Here is a 22,687-nt window from a genome sequence, read left to right as displayed (position 1 = left end):
CTTTTTAAACATGGATGAAATTGTAAATAGAGTCGCTCAGAGTGCCCTTGTTTCTTTAGATCTTGAAGAAATTAAACCACAGGGAGAAAGAGTGTTATTTGATATAAAAGATCAGCTTTTTCAGGGAATTGTGTTACGTGAAAAGGATTTTAGACTATTCTTAAAAGAACACGATTGGTCTACATACGAAGGAAAGCATGTCGCAATTACCTGTTCTGTAGATGCCATTATTCCTACTTGGGCTTATATGTTGCTGACCACACGTTTTGAAAAATATGCCAAGACGATTGTCTTTGGAGATTTAGAACGTTTGGAGGAAAGTATTTTCGAGAAGGCTATTGACGCTTTGGATATCAATGAATTTGAGGATAAACCGATAGTGATCAAAGGATGTAGCAAGGAAGCTGTTCCAACATCAGCTTATGTAAAAATTACAGAGAAATTGAGACCTGTTGCAAAGACAATTATGTTTGGGGAGCCTTGTAGTACAGTGCCAATTTATAAGAAACCTAGGAAAAAATAATTTTGGTTTCATCAATTATATATAAAAAAACACCAACAGAACAGTTGGTGTTTTTTTTTGGAAAACGAAAATTTATACCCGGAGGTAATTAGATATATCTCAATTGAATATCAGATTCTTAATTGAAGTTGGGCTACAAATAACCCAGCATGATGGTCAACAACATTCTTGCTGTCTTTTATCATATATACAGGGCGAAGTGAATAAGCGGCAGAAACTTTTACATTCTGACCAATAATTGCCCAGTTTGCACCAAAATCGCCATGCCAAGAAGCTTCATCCAATCCTTCTAGATCCTTCCACGAGAAACCTATGAATGGTTGAATTTTTTTCTCAGAATTATAGATCGATTTAGGTAATGTGTATCCAATTTCTGTGTGGAAAATATTACCGGTACCATGAGAATAAGATGCAAAGCCAGCACCTTGAGGTGAATCTCCTCCAGTTGCAAAACCACCTAAAACATTGGCTGTTCTTAAGTAATTAGAACCGTATTGGTAGTTATAGAACACACCATAAGCAGTAATTCCACCACCATTATGTCCTAGTGGCATACTTAAAAACGCATCTACAGCAATTTTAGTGATGTCATTTTCTTGTAAACCCCAGTCGCCGTTAGCGTCTTTAATATAAGTAGCTGTTCCACCCGGTTGGTATTGGAAACCAGCACCAATGTTGAAAACACGTTTCTGTCCAAAGTAATTCATCTGTGAAGCACCAGAAACAGATTGTGATTCTATATCCCAAAACTGCCAATAGAAATAACCATTGACGTTATAGTTGGTTTGTCTTAATAAATAAGTGTTTCCTTCTTGAACTCCAGCAGGAGGTGTGTTACTGTTGGCATAATCCAACATTTCTTCTTTAGACATTGGTCTTCCTCCAACTGTTGGTGCACCTGCATCTGGCGTAATTAAAGGTTGGTTTAAGGAAACTTGATATCCTAATTTCCCAAGGGTAACCCCTCTAAAGAAAAATCCCATTTGTCTAACAATTGCATCTGTTCTATTTACTTCTGGGAAGTTAAATCCTGGGTTGTCTAGAATAAGGTAATTGTTGGAACCTACTCTAGAAAGTCTTGAAAGGCCTTGCCAAAAGTGAAGACCTGAACCGAAGTAATTTTTTGGAGCAATTCGTATTTGACCTTGGAAATCGTGGAAGTATACGTTTTGAAAAATGTTAGAATAGGTACCGTCTGATGTTGCTCCAATTTGAGCAAATAATAAGTACTTGTTTTCTACATTTAAATAGAACATCGTACGAATACGTCTCATGGCAAAATCCGAATAATGGTCGATAGGTTCTTTTGAAACATTATTGATTGTTCCAGGGTTGGTTTCCCCATATCTCCACCACGATTGTAAACCAAGTATGAATTTGAAATAAGAAGTTTTGTCTTTGTTTAGATCCAATCGGATACCTCTCTTAAATACATCTACAGTTTTTTGGTAATCTGTTTTTTCAATAGCTGTAGAAGTGGTCTTTTCTACCTTAGTAGAATCAACATTTTGCCCAAGCAGGCTAATGCTAAATAATGTAATAAAGGATACTGATAATATAAATCGCATTCTATGAAATGAGTTCTTGTGACGAATGCAAAGTTAATTTAAGATTTTTTATAAAATAGAATATCCATCACATTGAAACGTATTAATTATATGATTTCAATCATAATACAGAGGTAATTCGTCGTTAATCTGTGATATTTTATACTTTTTGATCTTCTCTGTATGAAATTCGACCCATTCTTCTTTTGTCATTATATGATCGGGATGTTGGAGCTCGTACTCTAAATAATGAAGATCCATCTCGAAAAAATGTTCTCTTAGATGCTCTTCTATGATCACAAAGTTTTGTAGTAAATTTATACTTAGGGTTTCGATCTCTTCAAGTTCTCTAATAACGCTATGATGAAGTTGTTCTTTGAGCAAATTCAATTCATTGATTTTATTATTGATCACTTCTTTTTGATCGGCATCAGTCGCATACAATTTAAGCGCGTTCCATTGTTGTTCTGAAGCATGAGAAGAAGTACTTTGTCCATAAAGAGCAAATGTAAAAAGGGTAAGGGTAGAGACGATAATAAGTTTCATACGAGTGAATGAGTAATTGTGTAGGGTAAGAAAGGTTTAGTAAGCATCTCAAATTATAAAAAAAAGTCACTGTCCCAAAAAAGGAACAGTGACTTTTATATAGATTAATATATCTTCTTCGAATCTTACAAGTGGATACACTCGTCATAAGCTTGAGCAGCTGCCTCCATTACCGCTTCGGATAATGTTGGGTGAGGGTGAACTGCAGTGATGATTTCGTGTCCAGTTACTTCTAATTTACGTCCAACAACTGCCTCAGCAATCATTTCTGTAACGTTAGAACCAATCATGTGACATCCTAACCACTCACCATATTTAGCATCAAAGATTACTTTAACAAAACCTTCTTTATGACCAGCAGCTGAAGCTTTTCCTGATGCAGAGAATGGGAATTTACCCACTTTCACTTCATAACCAGCTTCTTTCGCCATTTCTTCTGTCATACCTACTGAAGCAACTTCAGGAACTGTGTAAGTACAGCCTGGGATGTTACCGTAGTTCATAGGTTCAGGAGTTAAACCAGCGATTTTCTCAACACAGATAATACCTTCGTGAGAAGCAACGTGTGCTAAAGCAGGACCTTTAACGATATCACCGATTGCATACACTGAAGGAATGTTAGTTTGGTAGTAATCGTTGATCAATACCTTACCTCTGTCGTGAGCAACACCTACTTCTTCAAGACCGATACCTTCCAAGTTAGTTTCAACACCAACTGCAGAAAGAACAACATCACACTCGATAGTTGTTTCTTTATCTTTCTTGTTGTCTTTGATCACTACTTTACAACCGTCTCCAGAAGTATCTACTGTTTGAACAGCAGCATTAGTCATCACTTTAATTCCTTGTTTTTTGAAGTTACGCTCTAATTCTTTAGAAACATCAGCGTCTTCGTTAGGTACGATGCGTGGTAAGTATTCTACTACAGTTACTTCTGTACCGATAGAGTTATAGAAGTAAGCAAACTCAACACCGATTGCACCAGATCCCATTACAACCATTTTCTTAGGTTGCTCAGGAAGAGTCATTGCTTGACGGTAACCAATTACTTTCTCGCCATCAATTTTGATATGAGGAAGTTCTTTTGCTCTACCACCAGTAGCTAAAACAATATGTTCTGCGTCGTAAACAGTAGCTTTACCTTCTGCGTCTGTAACTTCTACTTGTTTAGGACCAACTAATTTACCAAATCCAAGAAGTTTCTCGATTTTATTCTTTTTGATCAAGAACTCAACACCTTTACTCATGCCAGCAGCCACACCACGAGATCTTTGTACCATTGCAGGGAAATCGGCAGCTGCCTCACCTACATTAATACCAAAGTCTTTTGCATGGTTGATGTATTGGAACACCTGACCACTTTTTAGTAAAGCTTTCGTTGGGATACAACCCCAGTTTAAGCAGATACCACCTACTTCAGCTTTCTCTACTACGGCTACTTTTAAACCTAATTGAGAAGCACGGATAGCGGCAACGTATCCACCAGGACCTGATCCTATTACGATTAAATCAAATTTTGTTGCTGACATAACTTTGTTGTTAATATATAATTTTTCGTTTTTCGTCTTAGAGCATCGACCACATTTTGGGTGTGCGATTGATGCGTAAATAAGGAAATATTATAAAATCCCTTGCAAAAATACACGTTCGTACATAAAATAAAAACGTTGAGGGAAATACGTTAAGATAAAGGATTATAAAAAAGTCCAATATTGCGTGATTTTGTATCTGTGAAGTGACAATTTGAAAAAAAATGTATGGCTTTTATATCAATATGTTGTTAGTTTCTTCTCTTTGAAAAAAACAGTGTTCAATGTCACTTTTTGATAAAAACAGCAGAACTATGCGTTTTATCCTATTCATTACTTCAATATTTAATTGCTAAATAATAGATTCTTTCTTTTTCCCAAACCATATTTTCAGTATTTTTGTAATAGCCGTTAATTGATTTTCTTTAACGGCCAAATGTTGAAATTCAGCATTTTATATGCTTGATTGCAAGAAATAAAAAAGAGAGATATGAAGAGGCCAACGATGTTTAAACTGTTAACCCATAGACAGTTTGATTTTACGACCCGATACTATGATGCTGAAAGAGAAGAGAGAGAGGCTAGGCATAAAGCTCTGTACGATAAGTACGAGAAAGAGGAAAAAGAAAAAACAGTAAAAAGTATTCAAGATAGTATTGATTTTTCTGCGGTTCGTAATAGAAGAACAGAAAGAAAACCGGTAATTATTCGTGCATTATTAATTGCAGGAATGTTTGCCTTATTGTATTTTGTCTTGAAATAGACAGAAAGATACTTGGTAAAATTAACATACTTTCTTCAAAATCATCTTTTTGATGGGAGCAAATATTCTATATTTGCACCTCACAAAATTTGAGTACTTCACTCAAACAAATTTTAAAAATAATCACGTCATACGTCTTTATAATAGAATTACATGTATATCGCTATAGCAGGAAACATTGGTTGTGGAAAAACAACATTGACTAGGCTACTTTCCGAACGATTTGGATGGAGAGCATTGTACGAAAGCACTGTCAATAACCCATATTTAGAGGACTTTTATCAAGATATGGAAACATGGTCTTTCCATTTACAAACCTACTTTTTAAATCACCGATTTGAGCAAGTAAAAGATGCTACAGTCGATAACCCTGTAATTCAGGACAGGTCATTGTACGAAGGTACTTACGTATTCACAGAGAACTTAAGAAGATCTGGAGTACTTAATCAAAGAGACTTCGAAAACTACACTGCATTGGCTAAGTTGTATGAAGCAAAAGCAAATGCTCCTCATCTATTAATCTATTTAAGAGCTGATGTTGAAAAACTTCAGCAAAACATAGAGAAAAGAGGACGTGATTACGAAAAAACTATCCCTACTGAATATCTTCAAAACTTAAATGATCTTTACGAAGAGTGGATCGATAGTTATGATAAAGGCGGATTGGTTGTCGTAGATGTAAATGATGTCGATTTCGTTGCTAACGATAAAGATTTTGAACGTATTGCTTCTGCCATAGAATCTGCAATGCGTATCCGTAAGACACCAACAGGATCACTAGTATAATTCACTAACAACTAATCTGAAAGAAAATGTATATCGCAATAGCGGGAAATATCGGTAGTGGTAAAACTACCCTTACAGGAAAATTAGCAGCACATTTCGGATGGGAACCTCGTTACGAAAGTGCAGACGATAACCCATATTTAGAAGATTTTTACGGAGATATGTCTCGTTGGGCATTCCCTCTTCAAGTATATTTCTTGAATAGTCGTTTCCGTCAGGTGATGGAGGTGTCTAGAACAGAACAACCTATTATCCAAGATCGTTCTTTATATGAGGATGCTAAGATTTTTGCTAGACAGTTGAACGCTGATGGTCATTTATCCGATCGTGATGCGGAGACTTTCCAAGCAGTATTCGGTTCAGTAACGGAACATGCACCTGCTCCAGATCTTTTAATTTACTTAAGAACTTCTGTTCCTCAATTATTAGATCATATTCGTAAGCGTGGTCGTGAATACGAACAAAGCATCTCTAGAGCTTACCTTACAGGTTTGAATGAGTATTACGAAGAGTGGATCTCGAATTATGATCAAGGTAAATTGTTAGTGATTGATATGGAGGATATCGATTTTGTGGAGAATGAAAAACATCTTCAGCAAATTATCGGTAGTATTGATGCTGAATTACACGCTCAAAAAGCAAGAGTATAACCATAATTATATCAAGAAAACGTGTGTTGTACCATCGAATATAGCACACGTTTTTTGCTGCTTTTTAGTAACCTATTTCTAAAAATAGGATACACCTAATTAATACCATTTCAAAAAAAGACTTCACTGAGAAAATGCAATACATTGCCATTGCTGGGAATATTGGGTCGGGTAAGACCACACTAACAAAAATGTTGTCAGAACATTTCAACTGGATACCAGAGTTTGAAAGTACTGCCGATAATCCGTATTTAGAAGATTTTTACAATGATATGAAACGTTGGGCTTTTCATGCTCAGGTGCGTTTCTTAGACAATAGCTTCCAACAGATGCTTGATCTTAGAAATGCATCTAAGTCAATTGTCCAAGACCGTTCGTTTGATGAAAACGCTCATATCTTTGCCAAGAACCTGCACACATCAGGCATTATGGATGACCGTGATTTTGAATCGTATTGGAAACTTTTTAAAAGTATGTCGTCTCAACTTCCAAAGCCAGACCTTTTGATTTATCTAGATACAGATTATGATCGTCTGATCTCTCAAATTCAAAAAAGAGGTAGGTCTTACGAACAAACTATCCCAGAAGATTATTTAAAAGGACTAAACGTACTTTATAATCAATGGATCGACCAATACACAGGTCCACTACTAAGAATTAAGATGGATGATTACGACTTCGTAGAAAACACAGAAGATTTCTATAGAATCGTTAATCAGATCGATGAGCAATTATCAGTTTCTAAATAACTAGGTTATGAGTTTAATGAAAAGGCTGCAAGAGATTGTGGCCTTTTTGCTTCATCAAAGATGAAGAATGAAAAATGAAAAGTTAAAAATGAAAAACGTGAAATGTTTTTTAGCTTAAACATCGAAGTGAGTTTCTTAATTCATTGAGTTAAAGCTGTTAATGAACTTAATCAAAACTACATTTGCCATAAATAATTAACTCAAAATGTAGTATTTAAAAACTTAATTCTTACCTTTGTCAGCCGGTGATTTGATGTGCAGTAGGTTATTGTGATCTTAACGGTTGATAATCACCATATTCTAATTGAAATATTACGGTTAGATGTTGTTTTATTGTTAGTAAAAAAACACCTTTTGATACTCAATTGTGTTAATGTGATTGAAATTCAATGGTTGTTTTTCTGTTTATTCAGTATTAACAGTGAAATAGCTTGTCATTTTGCAGAAGTATTTTTACTTTTGCAAGCCGAAAAATTCTAATCTTACATAGTACGATGAAAAGAACATTTCAACCTTCGAACCGCAAGAGAAAAAACAAACACGGTTTCCGTCAAAGAATGCTTACAGCAAACGGACGTAACGTTCTTGCAAGTAGAAGAAAAAAAGGAAGAAAGAGCCTTACAGTTTCTGACTCTAGAAAACACAAGGCGTAGTTAGCATCCTAAAGTAGGATGTGTTTCAGAACACTAAAACATTATTGTGATGAAAACTCGTATCGCAAAAAAAATCTTGAAAAATCAAGAGAAATTGAATTACAACAAAGGCCAAGTGCAAAAAGCTGAGCGCCTAGTTGCTAAAAAACAAAAAGCTGCCGCTAACGCATAATTGACACTCTGTGTCTAGCAGCTTTTATCTAGCGTCTCTGCGAAGTACCTCAGGGTACTTCGCGGAAGCCCGCAAAAAAGGTTAAGAGCTGGAGGTCTGGCGGCAGCAAATGCGACGGACCTTCACTTTTTTTTTGCCCTTTTTTAAATGAGATTATGGAAAAGAAAAACTTACCTACATACGATCGTGCCACCTTCCCAAAGAGTGAACACCTTAAAAGTAGAAGTCAGATAGAGCAGATGTTCAAGGATGGGCAGTCTGTTTTTTGTTTTCCATTCAAAATCTACTATTCTCTCTCCTCAGATGTAGAAAACACATCTATCCCCCCTCAAGTATTGTTCTCAGTCTCTAAGAGAGGTTTTAAACATGCCGTTGATAGAAATAGAATCAAAAGGCAGTTAAGAGAGGTATACCGCCTAAATAAAGGAATCCTTAATATTGATATGCCATTAGACAAGGTAGAAAATCTTGCTTTTGTGTATGTGTCAAGAAAAAAAGAACCTCATGCTTTCTTAGAAAGAAAAATGAAAGCTAGTTTGTACAAAGTCAATGAGGTACGACAACAGCATTCTACTTCAGAAGATAATAAATAGCGTTTTTAAACGCTTTTTTTATGCCCAATTTAAAATGTCACCGCTAATTTTAACCGATTTTAGATAACAACTTTTAATAAGTTTAATCAAGTGTTTCTATACCTACTTTTCAAACAACAAATTATGTCATGAGTAGTTAAATAAAGTGAAAATAAAATTTCTCAAAATTATTTTTAACTACTACGATGAAAATTACACCAAAATATTCGATTGCGTTTTTACTATTATTTGTATTGGTGCAGGTTAGGGTTTTTGCACAAAAAACCAATACGGAAGGACAAGTTGTAGAAATTATCTGGAACGGATCTCAAGATAGTAACTTTAATAATCCAATGAATTGGAGTGGTGATACGATACCTGATATATCTATGGGGACTTATATCGCAAAAAATCATGCAAATGAATTTTACCCTAGCATACTTACAATTCCAAGTAATGCTGTACATAATTTAGTACTTAAAGACCATGAAGAAATTTTTATAAATCAATTGACTATTGCTTCTGGAAAAACATTGGAAGTCCAAGGTGGTGGTACTCTAAGAACTACACAATGTACAGTTAATGGAAAATTAATAGCAACTCAAAATACTGTGAAAAAATCTGATTTCACGTTTAATCAATATTTGCATGTTAACGGAATAGTTGATTTACCAAATATATCTTCAATTTGGAGTCCTGGTGATATAGAAATTAACCAAGGCGGAACATTAAATATAGATAACTGTGCTTTAACCATGATAGTTAGAAGACCTCCATGGGCAGATGCATTACATTTATCAAATTCAGGAACATTAAGTATTAGTGAAAAAACAAGGATAGTGACTGGAGGAGATATATTATTGAATAATAACTCTAACACAACTATCTCAAATGCTGCACAAATCACATTTGAAAATTCAAAACATAGTATTAAATCAAATGGAGTTCATTTTCCAATAATCACATTAAAGAACTCTAAAAATGGAGACATTCCACAAATTACGTTAGAGGATAATCTGGTAATAGGAAATTCGATCTTGTTTGAAAAAGGTATTATCATTGGTAAAACAGGTTCTGAAACATTGACTCTAACAAATCATGCAACAATAAATACCACAACAATACCATCTGATAATTCACACGCGACAGTAAAAGTAATAAAAGAAGGCTTCACCGATACATTCACTTTCCCACTCGGTGATGGAACCAAATATCACCCAATTAAAATAAGTAAATCAGGTGATGTATCAACAACTTATGAAGCACAATTCAAAAATAATAAACTAAGAGATAATAGTTTAACAGGTAGTGGTCAAGATATCGCAGCTAATGAGTATTGGGTCTTAAACCCAACTACCCAAAACCCTGAATCAGTTGTAGTTTCACTATATAAATTAAATACAGAATTTGAAACTACAGATCAATCTAAGCTAGATGTTATTGAATATGATAGACAAGCTAATCAATGGCAATCAGATGCACATAGACCTGCTACATCAAGAGGTGGTGTTAATGCATTTGTAGATACAGAAAGAGAAATTACTGAATTTGGTGAATTCACCCTTCATAATGAATTAATAGGTACAAACCTCCCCGTCGAACTAATCTCCTTTAAAGCCACACAAAACAACAAAGAAGTTGATTTAACTTGGGCTACTGCAACAGAAATCAATTCAGAGAAATTTATTGTAGAGAGAAGCTACGATGCAAGACATTGGGAAGTAGTTAAAGAAGTTCAAGGTGCAGGTAACAGTGATGTTCGAGTTGATTATGAAGTAGAAGATCATATCAACAACACAAATGAGAAAGTGTATTATAGATTGACTCAATTTGATTTTGATGGTCAGTCAGAAACTTTTGATATGGTTACTGTAGGGCAAAATGAATCGTTAGATAATATGGTCAGCGTTTTCCCAGATCCAGTGCATAGAGGAGGTGATATCACTATCTCTACTGCTTCTGATGAAGCACTTCCAGTAAGAATATTATCAATTGATGGTAAAGAGATGGATCACTTCGATTTGGATCATCAAATGAGTTATAGAGTGAATACACAAGAACATATGATCTTTGTTGAGATCGCTAATGGTAGCAATAAAGTGATCAAAAAAGTGATAGTAGAATAATTAGAATTACATCGTAATTTTCATCCATATATAAAAAAGGACGTTGTCATACAGCGTCCTTTCTTTTTATATATCCTTTTTTACTCTTTTGAGTTCCTTCAACTTTTTAGCAAACTCTGCCAAGCTGTTTTTATTACTTGCTCGGTACTTCCAGACTAAATCAAACGATTTTAATTCTGGAGGATTTTCTGGTCCAAATGTCACGCTGAAAAATCGAGATCCTTTCGATTGTGCTTTACGTTGTTTATGGAGTAAAGAGGTTTCAAAAGGTGGAATCTTACCATCCGTAATGAGTACCAAATCAGCATTACTGTAGTCGTCGGATTGCATAGCTTCTATGGCTGCTGATAGGGCAGGTCCTGCATTTGTTCCGGCTCTAAACGACATTGATAAGAATTTAATTAATGGTTCTAATCCTTCATGAAGATTACTTAGATCAATTTTTTCTATTTCCTCTTCAGTAGCACCAAATGAAAACAAGATACACTTACGTTTACTTTCTAAAGCCATTTTCATAATAGCAAAACAAAGCGTTTTGGCAATCTGTTCCGGCTTTCCTAACATCGATGCACTCGTATCAATACAAAGAACCACAGGGCCAGCAACATCTTCTTTTGTCGTAGATTTTACGGTCTCTTTTCCCTCATCATCGTTCTTTTTTTGTTGTTCTTCAGCTTTCAGTTCGAAAGTCTGAAGTTTACGTTCGATGAATTTTTTATAGAAAATGATTTCCGTTTCTTCCTTCCCTAGAAAAGCGGCTTCTGATGGAAGAATTTGAGATAAATCGTTGCTTTCATGAATACCTGTAAGCGATTCTTTACCATGCGTTACTGTTTTTCTGTAAGGTCGAATAGCAATTTCTTCCAGTTGCTCTCTTTCTTCTTCCAGTTCTGCACTAGCATAGCGACCTAAAAGATCGACCAATTCTTTCAGCATTTCTTCGTCTTCTAAAAGACGTTCGTACTGTGTTAAAACCTCGAATCCAGTAGACTGCCAACGTCCTTTTGCTTTTTCGAAACCCAATCCAAGATGATCCATCAACTGACTAATCATATTTTGGGATTTATCGAATTTAGCGGCGTTATCAGATAGTTTTTTGATAAGGTCGTCTTGTTTCTTTTGTGTTTTACCACCCAAGATTTTACGCATCGTTTCCACCATTTTAGAAACCATGCTTTGTCCTTTACGTCCTTTATCGCCATTGGCTTTACCAGAACGCATACCAAAAGGAAGGCTTAACTTCTTTCGTTGCTTATCTATCTGAGGAGGTTCGTTGGTTGTTTCGGCAATGGCCTCGATATGATTGACCAGTTCCTTCACTACATATTCTCTCAAAGAAGCGTGTCTTTGCAAAGACTCGTTCAGGCCAGGAGTTTCAAGAACATCATCAATAATGTGTTTGTACCCCAAAGCCATATCAGAAAAAGTAGAGTTGAGCATTTCAGGTTCATGTCCTCTAGCAATTTCTGTTAAGTATTTAGCCAAAACTTCTCTGTCCTCGGTTTCACCCAAGGCAGAGAACATTTTGAATTTTTCAATACGATCAAAGGAAGATTTAACCTCCATAGCTACGTTTTAGTTTTTCCGTTGTCAGCTTGTAGTTCAAAACTTGCTTCCAAAGGTCATTTAATGATTCGTCGATAAGTGAACGCCAGTTTTCAGAAAGGAAGATATTTTTACCAACCCCTTCTTCTCTACTTACTCTCACATCTTCGATTTCGTGTGAGATCTTATCGAGATAATTTAATAGAAGGTCTGCTTCTTTATTTAATTGATTTTTTACATCATCAGATACATTCATGGCCACTCGACCGATCTTATGTTCTTTTGCAGACTTCAATTTATATTTATGATAATCGTGGCCAATACGGACCTCAATTTCAGTATCAGAAATTCGACCAACAGTAAAGGCTTCGTTACGTCCTGTTGAAGTGTAAAGCATCAACTCGTTGGTACCTCTACCCATCATTTCAAAATCATCGGCAAGAATACGATTGTTCATGCTACTGAATCCTTCGATAAGGTAGTATTCACCATCCACAATGGTAGGAGCCTCAACATAAAGTTCTTTTTCCTCCTTTGTTTTGCTTTCCACATCTCTTTCGAAAGTCTCTAATTGAGATTTTACTGTCTCCATGCTGTATTTCGCACTCCAACCGTATTTTTGAACGGCACGAGTTACCCATTGTCTCACCATATCGATTTGATTTGGTGTGTGCCAGATACAATTGGCAATTAAGAAACAATCGGATAAATCGACTCTCTGACGGCCATTCATAAATGCTGATGTACGAAGCAAACGGACAATCTTATGCCAACGACGGTCGGAAACATAGATGTTATTTTCCGGTTCAGGTCCTGTAGATTGGTTGTATCTTTCTATGTACTTTCTGATGATAGAAATGACACTCAATACCTCATTAGGTACTTTAAGAGAATCAATAATTGGACTCCAAGAATCGACTTCTTTTTCATCGAATTTTAATTCTTCTCTTACTACAGGGTTCTTCAATTTCGAAGAAGTGATCATGTCGAAGAATTTTTGTTCATCAATAATTCTATCCACATAAACACGTACTAAGAAACGGTCCCATATAGCCTCTAAACCTTCTCCTTTAGCAGGAAGTTCATTGGATGCCGATAAAAGAGCATGAACTTTTACTTCGATTTCTTGTTCACCATTTCTAAATACTTTCTCATTAAGAACGGTAAGAAGTGCATTTTGAATGGATGGACCCGCTTTCCAAATCTCATCAAGGAAAACCACCGAAGAACCAGGAAGATAGTTGTCTGTTAGACGTTCGTATTTATCCTCCTTACTTAATTTTGATATTGATATAGGACCGAAGATTTCATCAGGAGTACTGAAACGGTTCATCAAATACTCAAACGAATCTCCGCCTTTAAATGCATATTTTAGACGGCGGGCGATCATACTTTTTCCAACACCTGGAGGGCCTAGCATGAAAATACTTTCCCCGGCAATAGCACTCAATAATGCTAATGACAATACATCTTCTTTTTCGTGGAGATCCTCACCCAAAAGGGAAAGTAATTTCTTGGATCTCTTGCACACGCTAAGTGATATGGTAGAAGACTCGTTCATCGTTCCGCTTATATTCATTTTCGTTCGTTAATTAGAGACAGATAATGCTGATCAGAGCATCTTAAGTTGTTTCAAAAACTGCTCTATAGTGTAGTAATTAATTAGACCACTCATCATTAAGTGTAAATTAATGCCCTAAAATATTGAATAATTTTTATTTAGACATCAAATTGACGAATAAGGCAAGTTAAAATTTCCGATTAAACTTAAATAACTATGAGAAAAGTTATTTTCCCTTTAATTTTTACCCAAAAAAAGGGGAAATAAGAAACCTTATTCCCCTTAATTAAAGTAGCTTTTTGCGAAAAAATAGTCACAATTGTTCTACATAATTAACTGTTTTTAGCTATTTGTTTACCTCTGTATTAGTCCAGATTTATTTTGAATTAATTCTTCAACTTCTTGGACTGTACAAATATTTGTATCCCCTTTTGTAAGATGTTTTAATGTGGATGCAGCAGCTGCAAATTCAACCACATATTGTAAATCTTCATAATTTCTTAAGGCATAAATTAATGCAGCCATAAAGGAATCTCCTCCACCGACCCTGTCTATCATATGTGTAATGTCGTATTTGAAGCTAGTATATACATTTTTACCATCATATATTGTCCCACTCCAAGTATTGTGACTAGCAGAATAGCTTCCTCTAGACGTAAAAACTATTAATTTACAATTAGGATATTTTTCAAGCATTTCATCACCTGCTTTTTTAAAATCATGCTTTGTAGCATCCTGTTTAGTGATATCAATATTGGGGTGAATACCACTCATAATGTCACAAAATTGAAGTAACTCTGGCATAATTTCAGTATGAGATTTCCCCCAATTCCATAGGTTTTTTCTCAAGTTATAATCGCCTGATATTTTTATTCCTCTTTCTTTTGCTTTTTGTAATGCGATAAATGTGGTATCAGCACATGCTTTAGATAGTGCTGGTGTAATACCAGTCCAATGGAACCAATCAGCATCTTTAAAAATGACATCCCAATTAATAGCATCTTTTTTTATGGTTGCCATTGAAGAGTGAGAACGATCATAAATCACTTTTGATGAACGGTATACTTCACCTTTTTCATAAAAATATAATCCCAATCTGTCTCCTCCGAAAAGTATATTTTCTGTATTAACACCAAATTGTTTTAACGACATTAATGCTTTTTCTGTTAGATCATTTTTAGGTACTCTAGAAATGAAATCAACTTTTTCTCCAAACTGAGCTAATGAAGAAGCCACATTTGCTTCAGCTCCTCCAAAATCAACTTTTAAATGATTTGACTGTTTAATTCTGTCGCTATCGATAGTGGAAAAACGAGCTAATAATTCGCCAAATGTTATAATTTTTTTCATAAGATAATATTTAAAATGGGAGGGTTAAAAACCCTCCATTTTCTTGAACATATTACTCTATAATTATACTAACTGCGAGATGATCGTTGCTTTCTCGTTTTTGAATGCATAACTTTTAATATTGTTATAGCAAATGTCTTGTACCATTTTCCCAATCCAATTGATATCGTTGGGTAAAATACCTAAATCCATTTCCTTACCTAAAAGATTGCATAATGTCCTTCTAAAATATTCGTGTCGTGGAAATGATAAGAAACTTCTAGAGTCTGTTAACATTCCTACAAATTTTGATAACAAACCAAGATTTGAAAGTGCATTTAGCTGCATTTCCATCCCTTCTTTTTGATCCAAGAACCACCAACCTGAGCCCATTTGAATTTTACCAGCTATGCTTCCATCTTGGAAGTTTCCAATCATGGTACCTACCATATAGTTATCAGCAGGATTTAAGTTGTAGACGATGGTTTTAGGGAGTTCGTCATTTTCATCTAAGTGACTAAAAAATTGAACAATGGCATCAGCCTGTGGAGCATCACTCATTGAGTCGAAGCCTGTATCTGCACCTAAAATATTGAATTGTCTTTTAGAATTATTTCTTATAACTCCCAAGTGTAATTGCATTACCCAATCCCTTTTAGAATATTCTTTCCCAAGGAAATCTATTAATGTCGATTGGTAATTGGCAAGGTCAGTATCAGAAATAGTATTACCATTTAAAGCTCTCTTAAGAACTTTATCAGCTAATATGTCATTAACTTTACCTAATGGAAGTGACTTAAAGCCATGATCAGAAATCACACATCCATGAAGCTCGAAGTGATCCATTCGTTTACTTAAAGCTTCTTTAAGTGCGTCAAAACTATTGATATTGATTTCAGCTGATTTTCCTAATCTATATATATAGTCCACAAAATCCTTCCCTTTTTCAATGTAAATAGCTCTATCTGGCCTCCATGTTGGGAAGATTTTAGTATCTGAATTACTAAGGTTGTTAATTCTATGATAAGTCAATGAATCGATTGGGTCGTCTGTTGTACAAACAATTTTTACACCCATCTTTTTCATTAAATTTCTGGTTGAAAACTCAGGATTATTTGAGAGAGTTTCTGATGTTGATTGATATATATCTTGAGCAGAATTTTGATCTAAAAAAGTATCAATATCAAAATATCTTTTTAACTCAAGATGAGTCCAATGAAATAAAGGGTTTCTAAGAGTTTGAGGAACTGTTTCTGCCCATTTAATGAATTTATCATTAGCAGACTCGTTTCCTGTGATATATTTTTCCTCTATACCTGCGGTACGCATTGCTCTCCATTTATAATGGTCACCTTCCAACCAAGCTTCTGTAAGGTTATTGAACTTACGGTTGTCTGCTATATCTTTTGGAGAGAGATGGCAATGGAAATCGATGATTGGTTGGTTAGAAGCGAACTCGTGATATAATCTTGAGGCGTTTTCGTTTTCTAATAAAAAGTCTTCGTGAATAAACATGCTGATTTAATTTTAAAGTTCTTCTTGTTTAAGTGGTTTATAGTCAGGTACTATCATATGAAGTATAAACAATACAACAAGGTAAGATAGACCTGCTACGAGGAACATCCAGAAATAAGCATCATTACCTAAATGGTCTAAATATCTACCAAGAAGAAAATCAATTAACATCCCAGATAATGCACCAAACATACTTCCGAATCCCACTGTTCTTGCTACAGCTGGTTTGGGTAATAAATCAGAAGCGACAGTAAATAAATTACAAGACCACGCTTGGTGTCCTCCGGATGCTAATGCAATTAGACAAGCTGCGATAATTGCACTTTCTGTTATAGTAGCAATAGAAACTGGAGCAATACATAAAGCACATATTAATAATGATATTTTTCTTGCAGAATTAAGAGACCATCCTCTTTCAATAAAGAATTTTGATAGGTAACCACCACCAATAGATCCAAGGTCTGCAATAAGATACATAACAGCATAAGCGGCACCTAGTTCTTTGATACTCATTCCGAATTTATCATGGAAAAACATACCACTCCAGAACATAAAGAAGTACCATACACCATCAGTTAATTTACCAATGGTAAATGCCCAAGTTTGTTTTTTAGTAGCAATTTTTGAAAGAGGAGTAGGTGGTAAATTTTCTTCTTTTACCTCTTCTGAATCTTCATCTTGTTGAATATAATTTAACTCTGTTTCATTTACAGAGGGATGGTCTTGTGGTTTTTTATAAAATTTAAGCCATAAGAAAACCCATAAGGCACTAAAAAAACCTGTTACTAGAAATGTAAAAGGCCAAGCTTCTGTGCCTCCATAAGTTAATATACCTGTAACTACAATTGGAGCTAAAAATGCTCCAACGTTAGATCCTGCATTGAATATACCTGTAGCAAAAGCACGATCTTTTTTGGGAAACCACTCAGCCACAGTTTTTACTGCAGCAGGGAAATTACCAGCTTCTCCAAAACCTAAACCAAAACGAGCCATCATAAAGCCAATAAGGCCGAAAGCAGGTCTTAATAATGAATGAGCCATCCCGAAAACTGACCAAATTGCAATAGAAACAGTATATCCGATACGAGTACCCATTTTGTCAATTAAAGTACCCATTGATATTAATCCAATGGCATAAGCGGCTTTGAATGCAATATTAATTGAGGCATAATCAGACTTGGACCAATCGAAAATACCTTCCAAAGTAGGAGCTAGTACCCCCATTATACTACGGTCCATGTAGTTGATAGTAGTGGCCATAAATAATAAGGCCAAAATTCTATACCTGTACTTACTATCTTTTTGTTTAACAGATTCTACAGGTGGATTTTTAGTTATTGTATCCATATTTCATTTCATTTTTTCAATTAACTTCTGAGCTCTGAGATAATCATTAATGCCTCCTTGGTTTTTTGTTTAATGGCCTCTATATCATATTCACCATTAGTGTTTTTTATCATTAGTTTAGACCCCATTCCAACACAGTGTACACCAGAATGTATCCATTTTGAAAGGTTTTCTTTTGTGGGTTCAACACCACCTGTTGGCATAATGCTACTCCAAGGGCAGGGTCCTTTTACGGCTTTTACAAATTCAGGTCCTCCAACTTGTTGACCTGGAAATATTTTTACGACCTCAGCTCCTAGTTCTTCTGCTTTTGAAATCTCTGTTAGTGTGCCACAGCCGGGTGACCATGAAACTTTTCTTCTATTACACACTTTTGCCATTTCTTCCGATAAGATTGGCGAAACAATAAAGTTTGCTCCTAATTGAATGTATAAAGAGGTGGTAGGAGCATCAACAATAGATCCAACACCCAAGATCATTTCAGGGCAATTTATTTCAGACCATTTAATCAGTTCGCCAAATATTTCATGAGCAAAATCTCCTCTATTTGTGAATTCAAATACTCTGGCTCCGCCATCATAACACGCTTTTAAGATTGCTTTATTTAATTCTAAATTCTGATGATAAAATACTGGTACCATACCTGTATCCTTCATTTTTAGAGTAACGTCAATTCTTGAAAATTTAGCCATCTTTGATTTGTTTTTAGTTATTTATTGTTCTTGATTCAAACACAGTGGGTAATAATTATTCTTGTAAAAATTATACTATTGTATAATTGAAAATGAGTAAAACATAATCAATTGATGCACACAATAGACTTTTCCTTGTCATTGAAAAAGAACAAATTTCATTTCATTACTGATAGACCTTTCAAAATTTATCAGTTGGTTTTAGTTTTTTAGGAATTAACCTATTTTGTCAGTTTAGTTTAACTGTAAAATACTGGTAAGAACTAGGTGTTTTGATTGGTTCTATTATTAATTGAAATACATAGAACCAATCAAAAGTTTAAAGACTGCTTATCGAATTAATATTTTCTTTAGAATAAACATTAGAACAGATATGTTTTTCCTTTTCATCTAATTTATTGAATAATAGGAAATCATGAATTCCATCTAATACTAATGCACCTTGTTTTTTACTATCTTGAGCGATTAGAAAATCGATTTTATTACTGTTTAAAAGTTTTATATTTTCTTCTAAAGGGTCATGACCAATCATGACAATTCTGTCTGAAATGTCTAATTTTTGAATGATTTTGTATACTCTACCAATCTTAGAATTAGTAACATATACTCTTGAGGGACTTTTATTACTATCAATTTTTTGTTTGAAAATAGATAGTATTTCATCATCATTAGACGAGGGATTAATATCTAAAACTTTTACTTGATTAAGATTATCAGTAAATGATTTTAAAGTATCAACCGCTCCAATTTCTCTTAAAAAAGTAGTCGAATTTCCTGAGTTCGAAGATAGATTGATGATCCAAATGTCTTCATCTTTTCTTAATCCAAGGCTTAATAGTCTTCCTGCTAAACCTCCACAACTTTTTGCATCCTGACCAACAAAATAGGTGGGTTCAAGTTCTGGTAAGTTTGCATCAAGAAAAACAAAAGGGATTTCTAAATCTCTAACCTTTCTTATTATTTGATAAGTTTCTTGTCTAAAAAGTGGGTGAATAATAAGTCCATCAACATGTTCAGATAATAGTTCTTCTCCTTTTTTTAAATAATCGTCCGCACTATTATAATTAAAAAGGTTTTCAGTTATCTTAATACTGCTATCTGTAAGTACTTTAGCTCTATCTTTTAAGCCTTGCAGAGGTAACGCCCAATATGGATTAGTTTTAGGAGATGGAAGTAATATACCAATATTAAAAAGTTTAAACGTTGATTTTTTGTGTTTATATCCATGTTCTACCATTAATCTTTCGATTTTTTCTTTGGTAGCTTCAGATACTCTTCCTCTATTATGAATTACTCTATCTACTGTACCAACCGAAACATTGGCCATTAATGCAATTTCTTTTATACCTACGGACTTACTTACTCCCATTTTTAATTTATTTTTTTGCGGCTGACGAAATGGCGTACATGACACCTCTTAGTTCAGCCAAACCTCTAAGTCTACCAATACCCGAATAGCCAGGATTTGTTTTTTTATGTAAATCATCCAACATTTTATGTCCATGGTCAGGACGAACCGGCATTCTACTAGCAAGATCGTTCTCTAATACTCTCCTTTGTTTTTCTTTCATTAAGATTGTTAAGAGAGTATACATATCCACATCGCCTTCTAAGTGATTAGCTTCGTAGAAGTTCCCTTCGATGTCTCGCTTAGTCGCTCTCAAATGTACGAAATGAATTCGATCTGCGAAACGACTTGCTATACTTTCCAAGTTGTTGTCTGCTCTTACTCCGTAACTTCCAGAACAGAAAGTAATACCATTGTTTTTAGATGGGATTGACTTTAATAACCACTCAATATCATTTTCTGTACTAATAATTCTTGGAAGACCTAATATTGGAAATGGAGGATCATCAGGGTGGATAGCTAAAACCACATTTGATTTTTCTGCAATAGGGACAATTTCTGAAAGAAAGTGTAATAAATTCTTTCGTAATGTCTCAGAATCAATGTTTTTATATTCATCTAGAACAGCTTGAAATTGTTCTAAGGTATATCCTTCTTCAGCACCAGGGAGACCGGCAATAATGTTGCTTACTAATTCTTGTTTTTTTTCTTCAGTCATAGTATCAAAAACATTCTTAGCTTTTGATATTATATCATTGGAATAAGACTTATCAGCGTCAGGTCTTTTTAAAATATGTATTTCGAATGCAGCAAATTCAGCCACATCAAAACGTAATGCCTCAGAGCCATCTTTAACTTTATAGCTGAGATTAGTTCTCGTCCAATCAAGTACAGGCATAAAATTATAACAAACAGTGTCGATACCACATTTTGCTAAATTTTCTATACTCAATTTATAATTGTTGATATACTTTTCGAAGTTTCCGGTTGCCTTTTTTATGTCTTCATGAACGGGAATACTTTCGACTACCGACCAAGTAAGACCTGAATTTTCGATTTCGTCTTTTCTTTTCTGTATTTCTTCAACTGTCCAAACATCACCGTTAGGAATGTGATGTAAAGCAGTGACAACTCCTGTTGCACCGGCTTGACATATATCTGATAAGCTGACAGGGTCGTTTGGACCGTACCATCTCCAAGTTTCTTCTAATCCTTTCATTTTAATAGTTATTAAACACCGCTAAAACAATTGTAACCACCATCTACCGGTATGCAAATACCTGTTACAAAAGAGGAAATGTCTGAACATAAATAAAGACTTGTACCTTGAATGTCATCCGGTTTCCCAAATTTATTCATTGGCGTACCATTAACAATTTTTTGTCCTCTTTCAGTGAATGATCCGTCTTGATTGGTAACCAAAAATCGATTTTGATCAGTTATAAAGAAGCCTGGGGCTAAACTATTCACTCTGATGTTTTGTGGGGCTAAATGAGTAGCTAGCCATTCAGTGAAATTATTAATTGAAGATTTTGCTGCAGAATAAGCAGGTATCTTTGTCAGAGGTTTAAAGGCATTCATTGAAGAAATATTTAAAATTACTCCTTTGTTTTCTTTACCAATCATATCTTTTCCAAATATCATTGATGGTAACAAAGTGCCCTTAAAGTTTAAATCAAAAACAAAATCGAACCCTTCAATATCTAAATCAAAAAATGACCCTTCAATTTCATCAGATACCATTTGTTCTACGCTTGTTGTTGCTTTTGGATGGTTTCCACCAGCACCATTAACTAAGATTTCAATTGCACCAAGTTGATTGTTTATCTTAGTTTTAGCTTCTTTCAAACTTTCTTTATTTAAAACATTTGCTGAAACACCAATCGCCTCGATGTTATAGTCGCTGACTAGTTGATTTGCTAGTTTTTCTGCATTTTCTAAATTTAGATCTACAATAGCTAGTTTAGAACCACATGAAGCGAAAGCGTTACAGATGCTATTTCCTAAAACGCCAGCACCGCCTGTAATCACAGTTACTTTGTTCTTTAAGTCTGCAAAAGTATTGTTCATCATTTCTACTTTTTGTTTAATATTATAATGCAAATATATAGAAATGTTTTAAACACACGCAAATTTATTTTATAATATGTGTGCTTTGTTTGTGTGTTATTATTATTAATTAATTGATTGTTAGTGTTTTGTTGGTGTATATTTAAATTTAATGTAATATTTAAAAGTGTGTGTTTTGTGTGTTTTGTTGTTTTTAATATATATATGATACTTTAATTCTTATATTTTTCAGGATAAATAAACAAGAAAACGCTATTTATATTGCTTTTTTGGTGAGTGTGTTTGCGTGTTTTTAAATAAGTAAGATCAAATAAGTAAATAGTATTTAATTTAATAAATGAATAATGAAAGCTCATATATTTAAATAATACTTCTGTAAATACCTTGTAACATAGAGTACAGGTGTTGTAAATGCGATTATTTAATAAGTGCATAAAATACAAATAATGATAATTATCATTTTGAAATAAATAATTATTTATGTTAATTGCGTGTGTCAAGTAAAACAAATGCGTTAAAGCGTTAATTGAAATGAATGAAAATGAATTACTAAAACCATTTAAACTCGCTTAAATCATTAACACAATGATTTCCTTCTGTTGAAAAAGATCTAATCATTACGGCTATTAAACCTAATATCAAATTATAACTATTAATTCGTAAA

21 protein-coding genes are annotated in these 22,687 nt (G+C 34.4%); 9 read left to right on the top strand and 12 right to left on the bottom strand.

Going from position 1 to position 22,687, the window contains the following annotated elements:
• The first annotated feature begins 10 nt into the window (after window positions 1–10).
• Complete coding sequence (locus tag KMW28_RS19385; protein ID WP_169665944.1) at window positions 11–523, top strand: DUF2480 family protein; 513 nt, start codon at window positions 11–13, stop codon at window positions 521–523.
• 110 nt (window positions 524–633) lie between these two features.
• Here KMW28_RS19385 and KMW28_RS19380 read toward each other — a convergent pair whose 3' ends face one another.
• The 3 genes from KMW28_RS19380 to lpdA form a co-directional block, all read right to left on the bottom strand.
• The gene (locus KMW28_RS19380; RefSeq protein WP_066211793.1) at window positions 634–2,091 is read right to left on the bottom strand and encodes a hypothetical protein; all 1,458 of its coding nucleotides are present in this window, start codon (window positions 2,089–2,091) and stop codon (window positions 634–636) included.
• 96 nt (window positions 2,092–2,187) lie between these two features.
• Window positions 2,188–2,616, bottom strand: a complete 429-nt coding sequence (locus KMW28_RS19375) for a hypothetical protein (protein ID WP_169665946.1) — start codon at window positions 2,614–2,616, stop codon at window positions 2,188–2,190.
• Between the two features lie 125 nt (window positions 2,617–2,741).
• Window positions 2,742–4,145, bottom strand: coding sequence for a dihydrolipoyl dehydrogenase (lpdA, locus tag KMW28_RS19370; protein WP_066211797.1), 1,404 nt, complete (start codon window positions 4,143–4,145; stop codon window positions 2,742–2,744).
• 505 nt (window positions 4,146–4,650) lie between these two features.
• Here lpdA and KMW28_RS19365 point away from each other — a divergent pair.
• The 8 genes from KMW28_RS19365 (at window position 4,651) to KMW28_RS19335 (ending at window position 10,616) form a co-directional block, all read left to right on the top strand.
• On the top strand, window positions 4,651–4,908 hold the full coding sequence (locus KMW28_RS19365) for a hypothetical protein (protein ID WP_183363996.1): 258 nt from the start codon (window positions 4,651–4,653) through the stop codon (window positions 4,906–4,908).
• Between the two features lie 153 nt (window positions 4,909–5,061).
• Window positions 5,062–5,694: a deoxynucleoside kinase gene (locus tag KMW28_RS19360; RefSeq protein ID WP_066211801.1), complete on the top strand. Its 633-nt coding sequence runs from the start codon at window positions 5,062–5,064 to the stop codon at window positions 5,692–5,694.
• A gap of 26 nt (window positions 5,695–5,720) precedes the next feature.
• Window positions 5,721–6,344 (top strand): deoxynucleoside kinase, encoded by a 624-nt coding sequence (locus tag KMW28_RS19355; protein ID WP_169665949.1) that lies wholly within the window; start codon window positions 5,721–5,723, stop codon window positions 6,342–6,344.
• Between the two features lie 134 nt (window positions 6,345–6,478).
• Entirely contained in the window at window positions 6,479–7,093 is a 615-nt protein-coding gene (locus KMW28_RS19350; protein ID WP_066211805.1) for a deoxynucleoside kinase, read from the top strand.
• A 494-nt stretch (window positions 7,094–7,587) separates the two neighbouring features.
• Window positions 7,588–7,746 carry a 50S ribosomal protein L34 gene (gene rpmH / locus KMW28_RS19345; protein ID WP_084005944.1) on the top strand — a complete coding sequence of 53 codons (159 nt, stop codon included), beginning with the start codon at window positions 7,588–7,590 and terminating at the stop codon, window positions 7,744–7,746.
• Between the two features lie 49 nt (window positions 7,747–7,795).
• On the top strand, window positions 7,796–7,918 hold the full coding sequence (locus tag KMW28_RS28595) for a hypothetical protein (protein WP_257794019.1): 123 nt from the start codon (window positions 7,796–7,798) through the stop codon (window positions 7,916–7,918).
• Window positions 7,919–8,073: 155 nt separating this feature from the next.
• Entirely contained in the window at window positions 8,074–8,511 is a 438-nt protein-coding gene (gene rnpA / locus KMW28_RS19340; RefSeq protein WP_169665951.1) for a ribonuclease P protein component, read from the top strand.
• A gap of 185 nt (window positions 8,512–8,696) precedes the next feature.
• Window positions 8,697–10,616, top strand: coding sequence for a hypothetical protein (locus KMW28_RS19335; RefSeq protein ID WP_169665953.1), 1,920 nt, complete (start codon window positions 8,697–8,699; stop codon window positions 10,614–10,616).
• A gap of 66 nt (window positions 10,617–10,682) precedes the next feature.
• On the opposite strand, the gene KMW28_RS19330 is transcribed toward KMW28_RS19335, so the two are convergent.
• The 9 genes from KMW28_RS19330 to KMW28_RS19290 all read right to left on the bottom strand — a co-directional run bounded on the left by KMW28_RS19330 (window position 10,683) and on the right by KMW28_RS19290 (window position 22,026).
• A complete protein-coding gene (locus KMW28_RS19330; protein ID WP_169665955.1) occupies window positions 10,683–12,182 on the bottom strand; it encodes a VWA domain-containing protein in 1,500 nt (499 codons plus the stop codon).
• Window positions 12,172–13,740: an AAA family ATPase gene (locus KMW28_RS19325; protein ID WP_169665957.1), complete on the bottom strand. Its 1,569-nt coding sequence runs from the start codon at window positions 13,738–13,740 to the stop codon at window positions 12,172–12,174. The genes KMW28_RS19330 and KMW28_RS19325 overlap by 11 nt, the downstream gene beginning before the upstream one ends.
• 336 nt (window positions 13,741–14,076) lie before the next feature.
• Entirely contained in the window at window positions 14,077–15,072 is a 996-nt protein-coding gene (locus KMW28_RS19320) for a sugar kinase (RefSeq protein WP_169665959.1), read from the bottom strand.
• A 63-nt stretch (window positions 15,073–15,135) separates the two neighbouring features.
• The gene (gene uxaC, locus KMW28_RS19315) at window positions 15,136–16,566 is read right to left on the bottom strand and encodes a glucuronate isomerase (RefSeq protein WP_169665961.1); all 1,431 of its coding nucleotides are present in this window, start codon (window positions 16,564–16,566) and stop codon (window positions 15,136–15,138) included.
• 12 nt (window positions 16,567–16,578) lie between these two features.
• Complete coding sequence (locus tag KMW28_RS19310; protein WP_169665963.1) at window positions 16,579–17,913, bottom strand: MFS transporter; 1,335 nt, start codon at window positions 17,911–17,913, stop codon at window positions 16,579–16,581.
• Window positions 17,914–17,933: 20 nt separating this feature from the next.
• On the bottom strand, window positions 17,934–18,605 hold the full coding sequence (locus KMW28_RS19305) for a bifunctional 4-hydroxy-2-oxoglutarate aldolase/2-dehydro-3-deoxy-phosphogluconate aldolase (RefSeq protein ID WP_169665965.1): 672 nt from the start codon (window positions 18,603–18,605) through the stop codon (window positions 17,934–17,936).
• A 319-nt stretch (window positions 18,606–18,924) separates the two neighbouring features.
• Window positions 18,925–19,974, bottom strand: a complete 1,050-nt coding sequence (locus tag KMW28_RS19300; protein ID WP_169665967.1) for a LacI family DNA-binding transcriptional regulator — start codon at window positions 19,972–19,974, stop codon at window positions 18,925–18,927.
• A 7-nt stretch (window positions 19,975–19,981) separates the two neighbouring features.
• A complete protein-coding gene (gene uxuA, locus KMW28_RS19295) occupies window positions 19,982–21,172 on the bottom strand; it encodes a mannonate dehydratase (RefSeq protein ID WP_169665969.1) in 1,191 nt (396 codons plus the stop codon).
• Between the two features lie 11 nt (window positions 21,173–21,183).
• On the bottom strand, window positions 21,184–22,026 hold the full coding sequence (locus tag KMW28_RS19290; protein WP_240972992.1) for an SDR family oxidoreductase: 843 nt from the start codon (window positions 22,024–22,026) through the stop codon (window positions 21,184–21,186).
• Between the last annotated feature and the right edge of the window lie 661 nt (window positions 22,027–22,687).

Source organism: Flammeovirga yaeyamensis, from assembly GCF_018736045.1.
Taxonomy (GTDB): Bacteria; Bacteroidota; Bacteroidia; order Cytophagales; family Flammeovirgaceae; genus Flammeovirga; species Flammeovirga yaeyamensis.
Note: the sequence above shows the minus strand (reverse complement) of the source record. Positions and strands in the feature narration are given on the sequence as shown.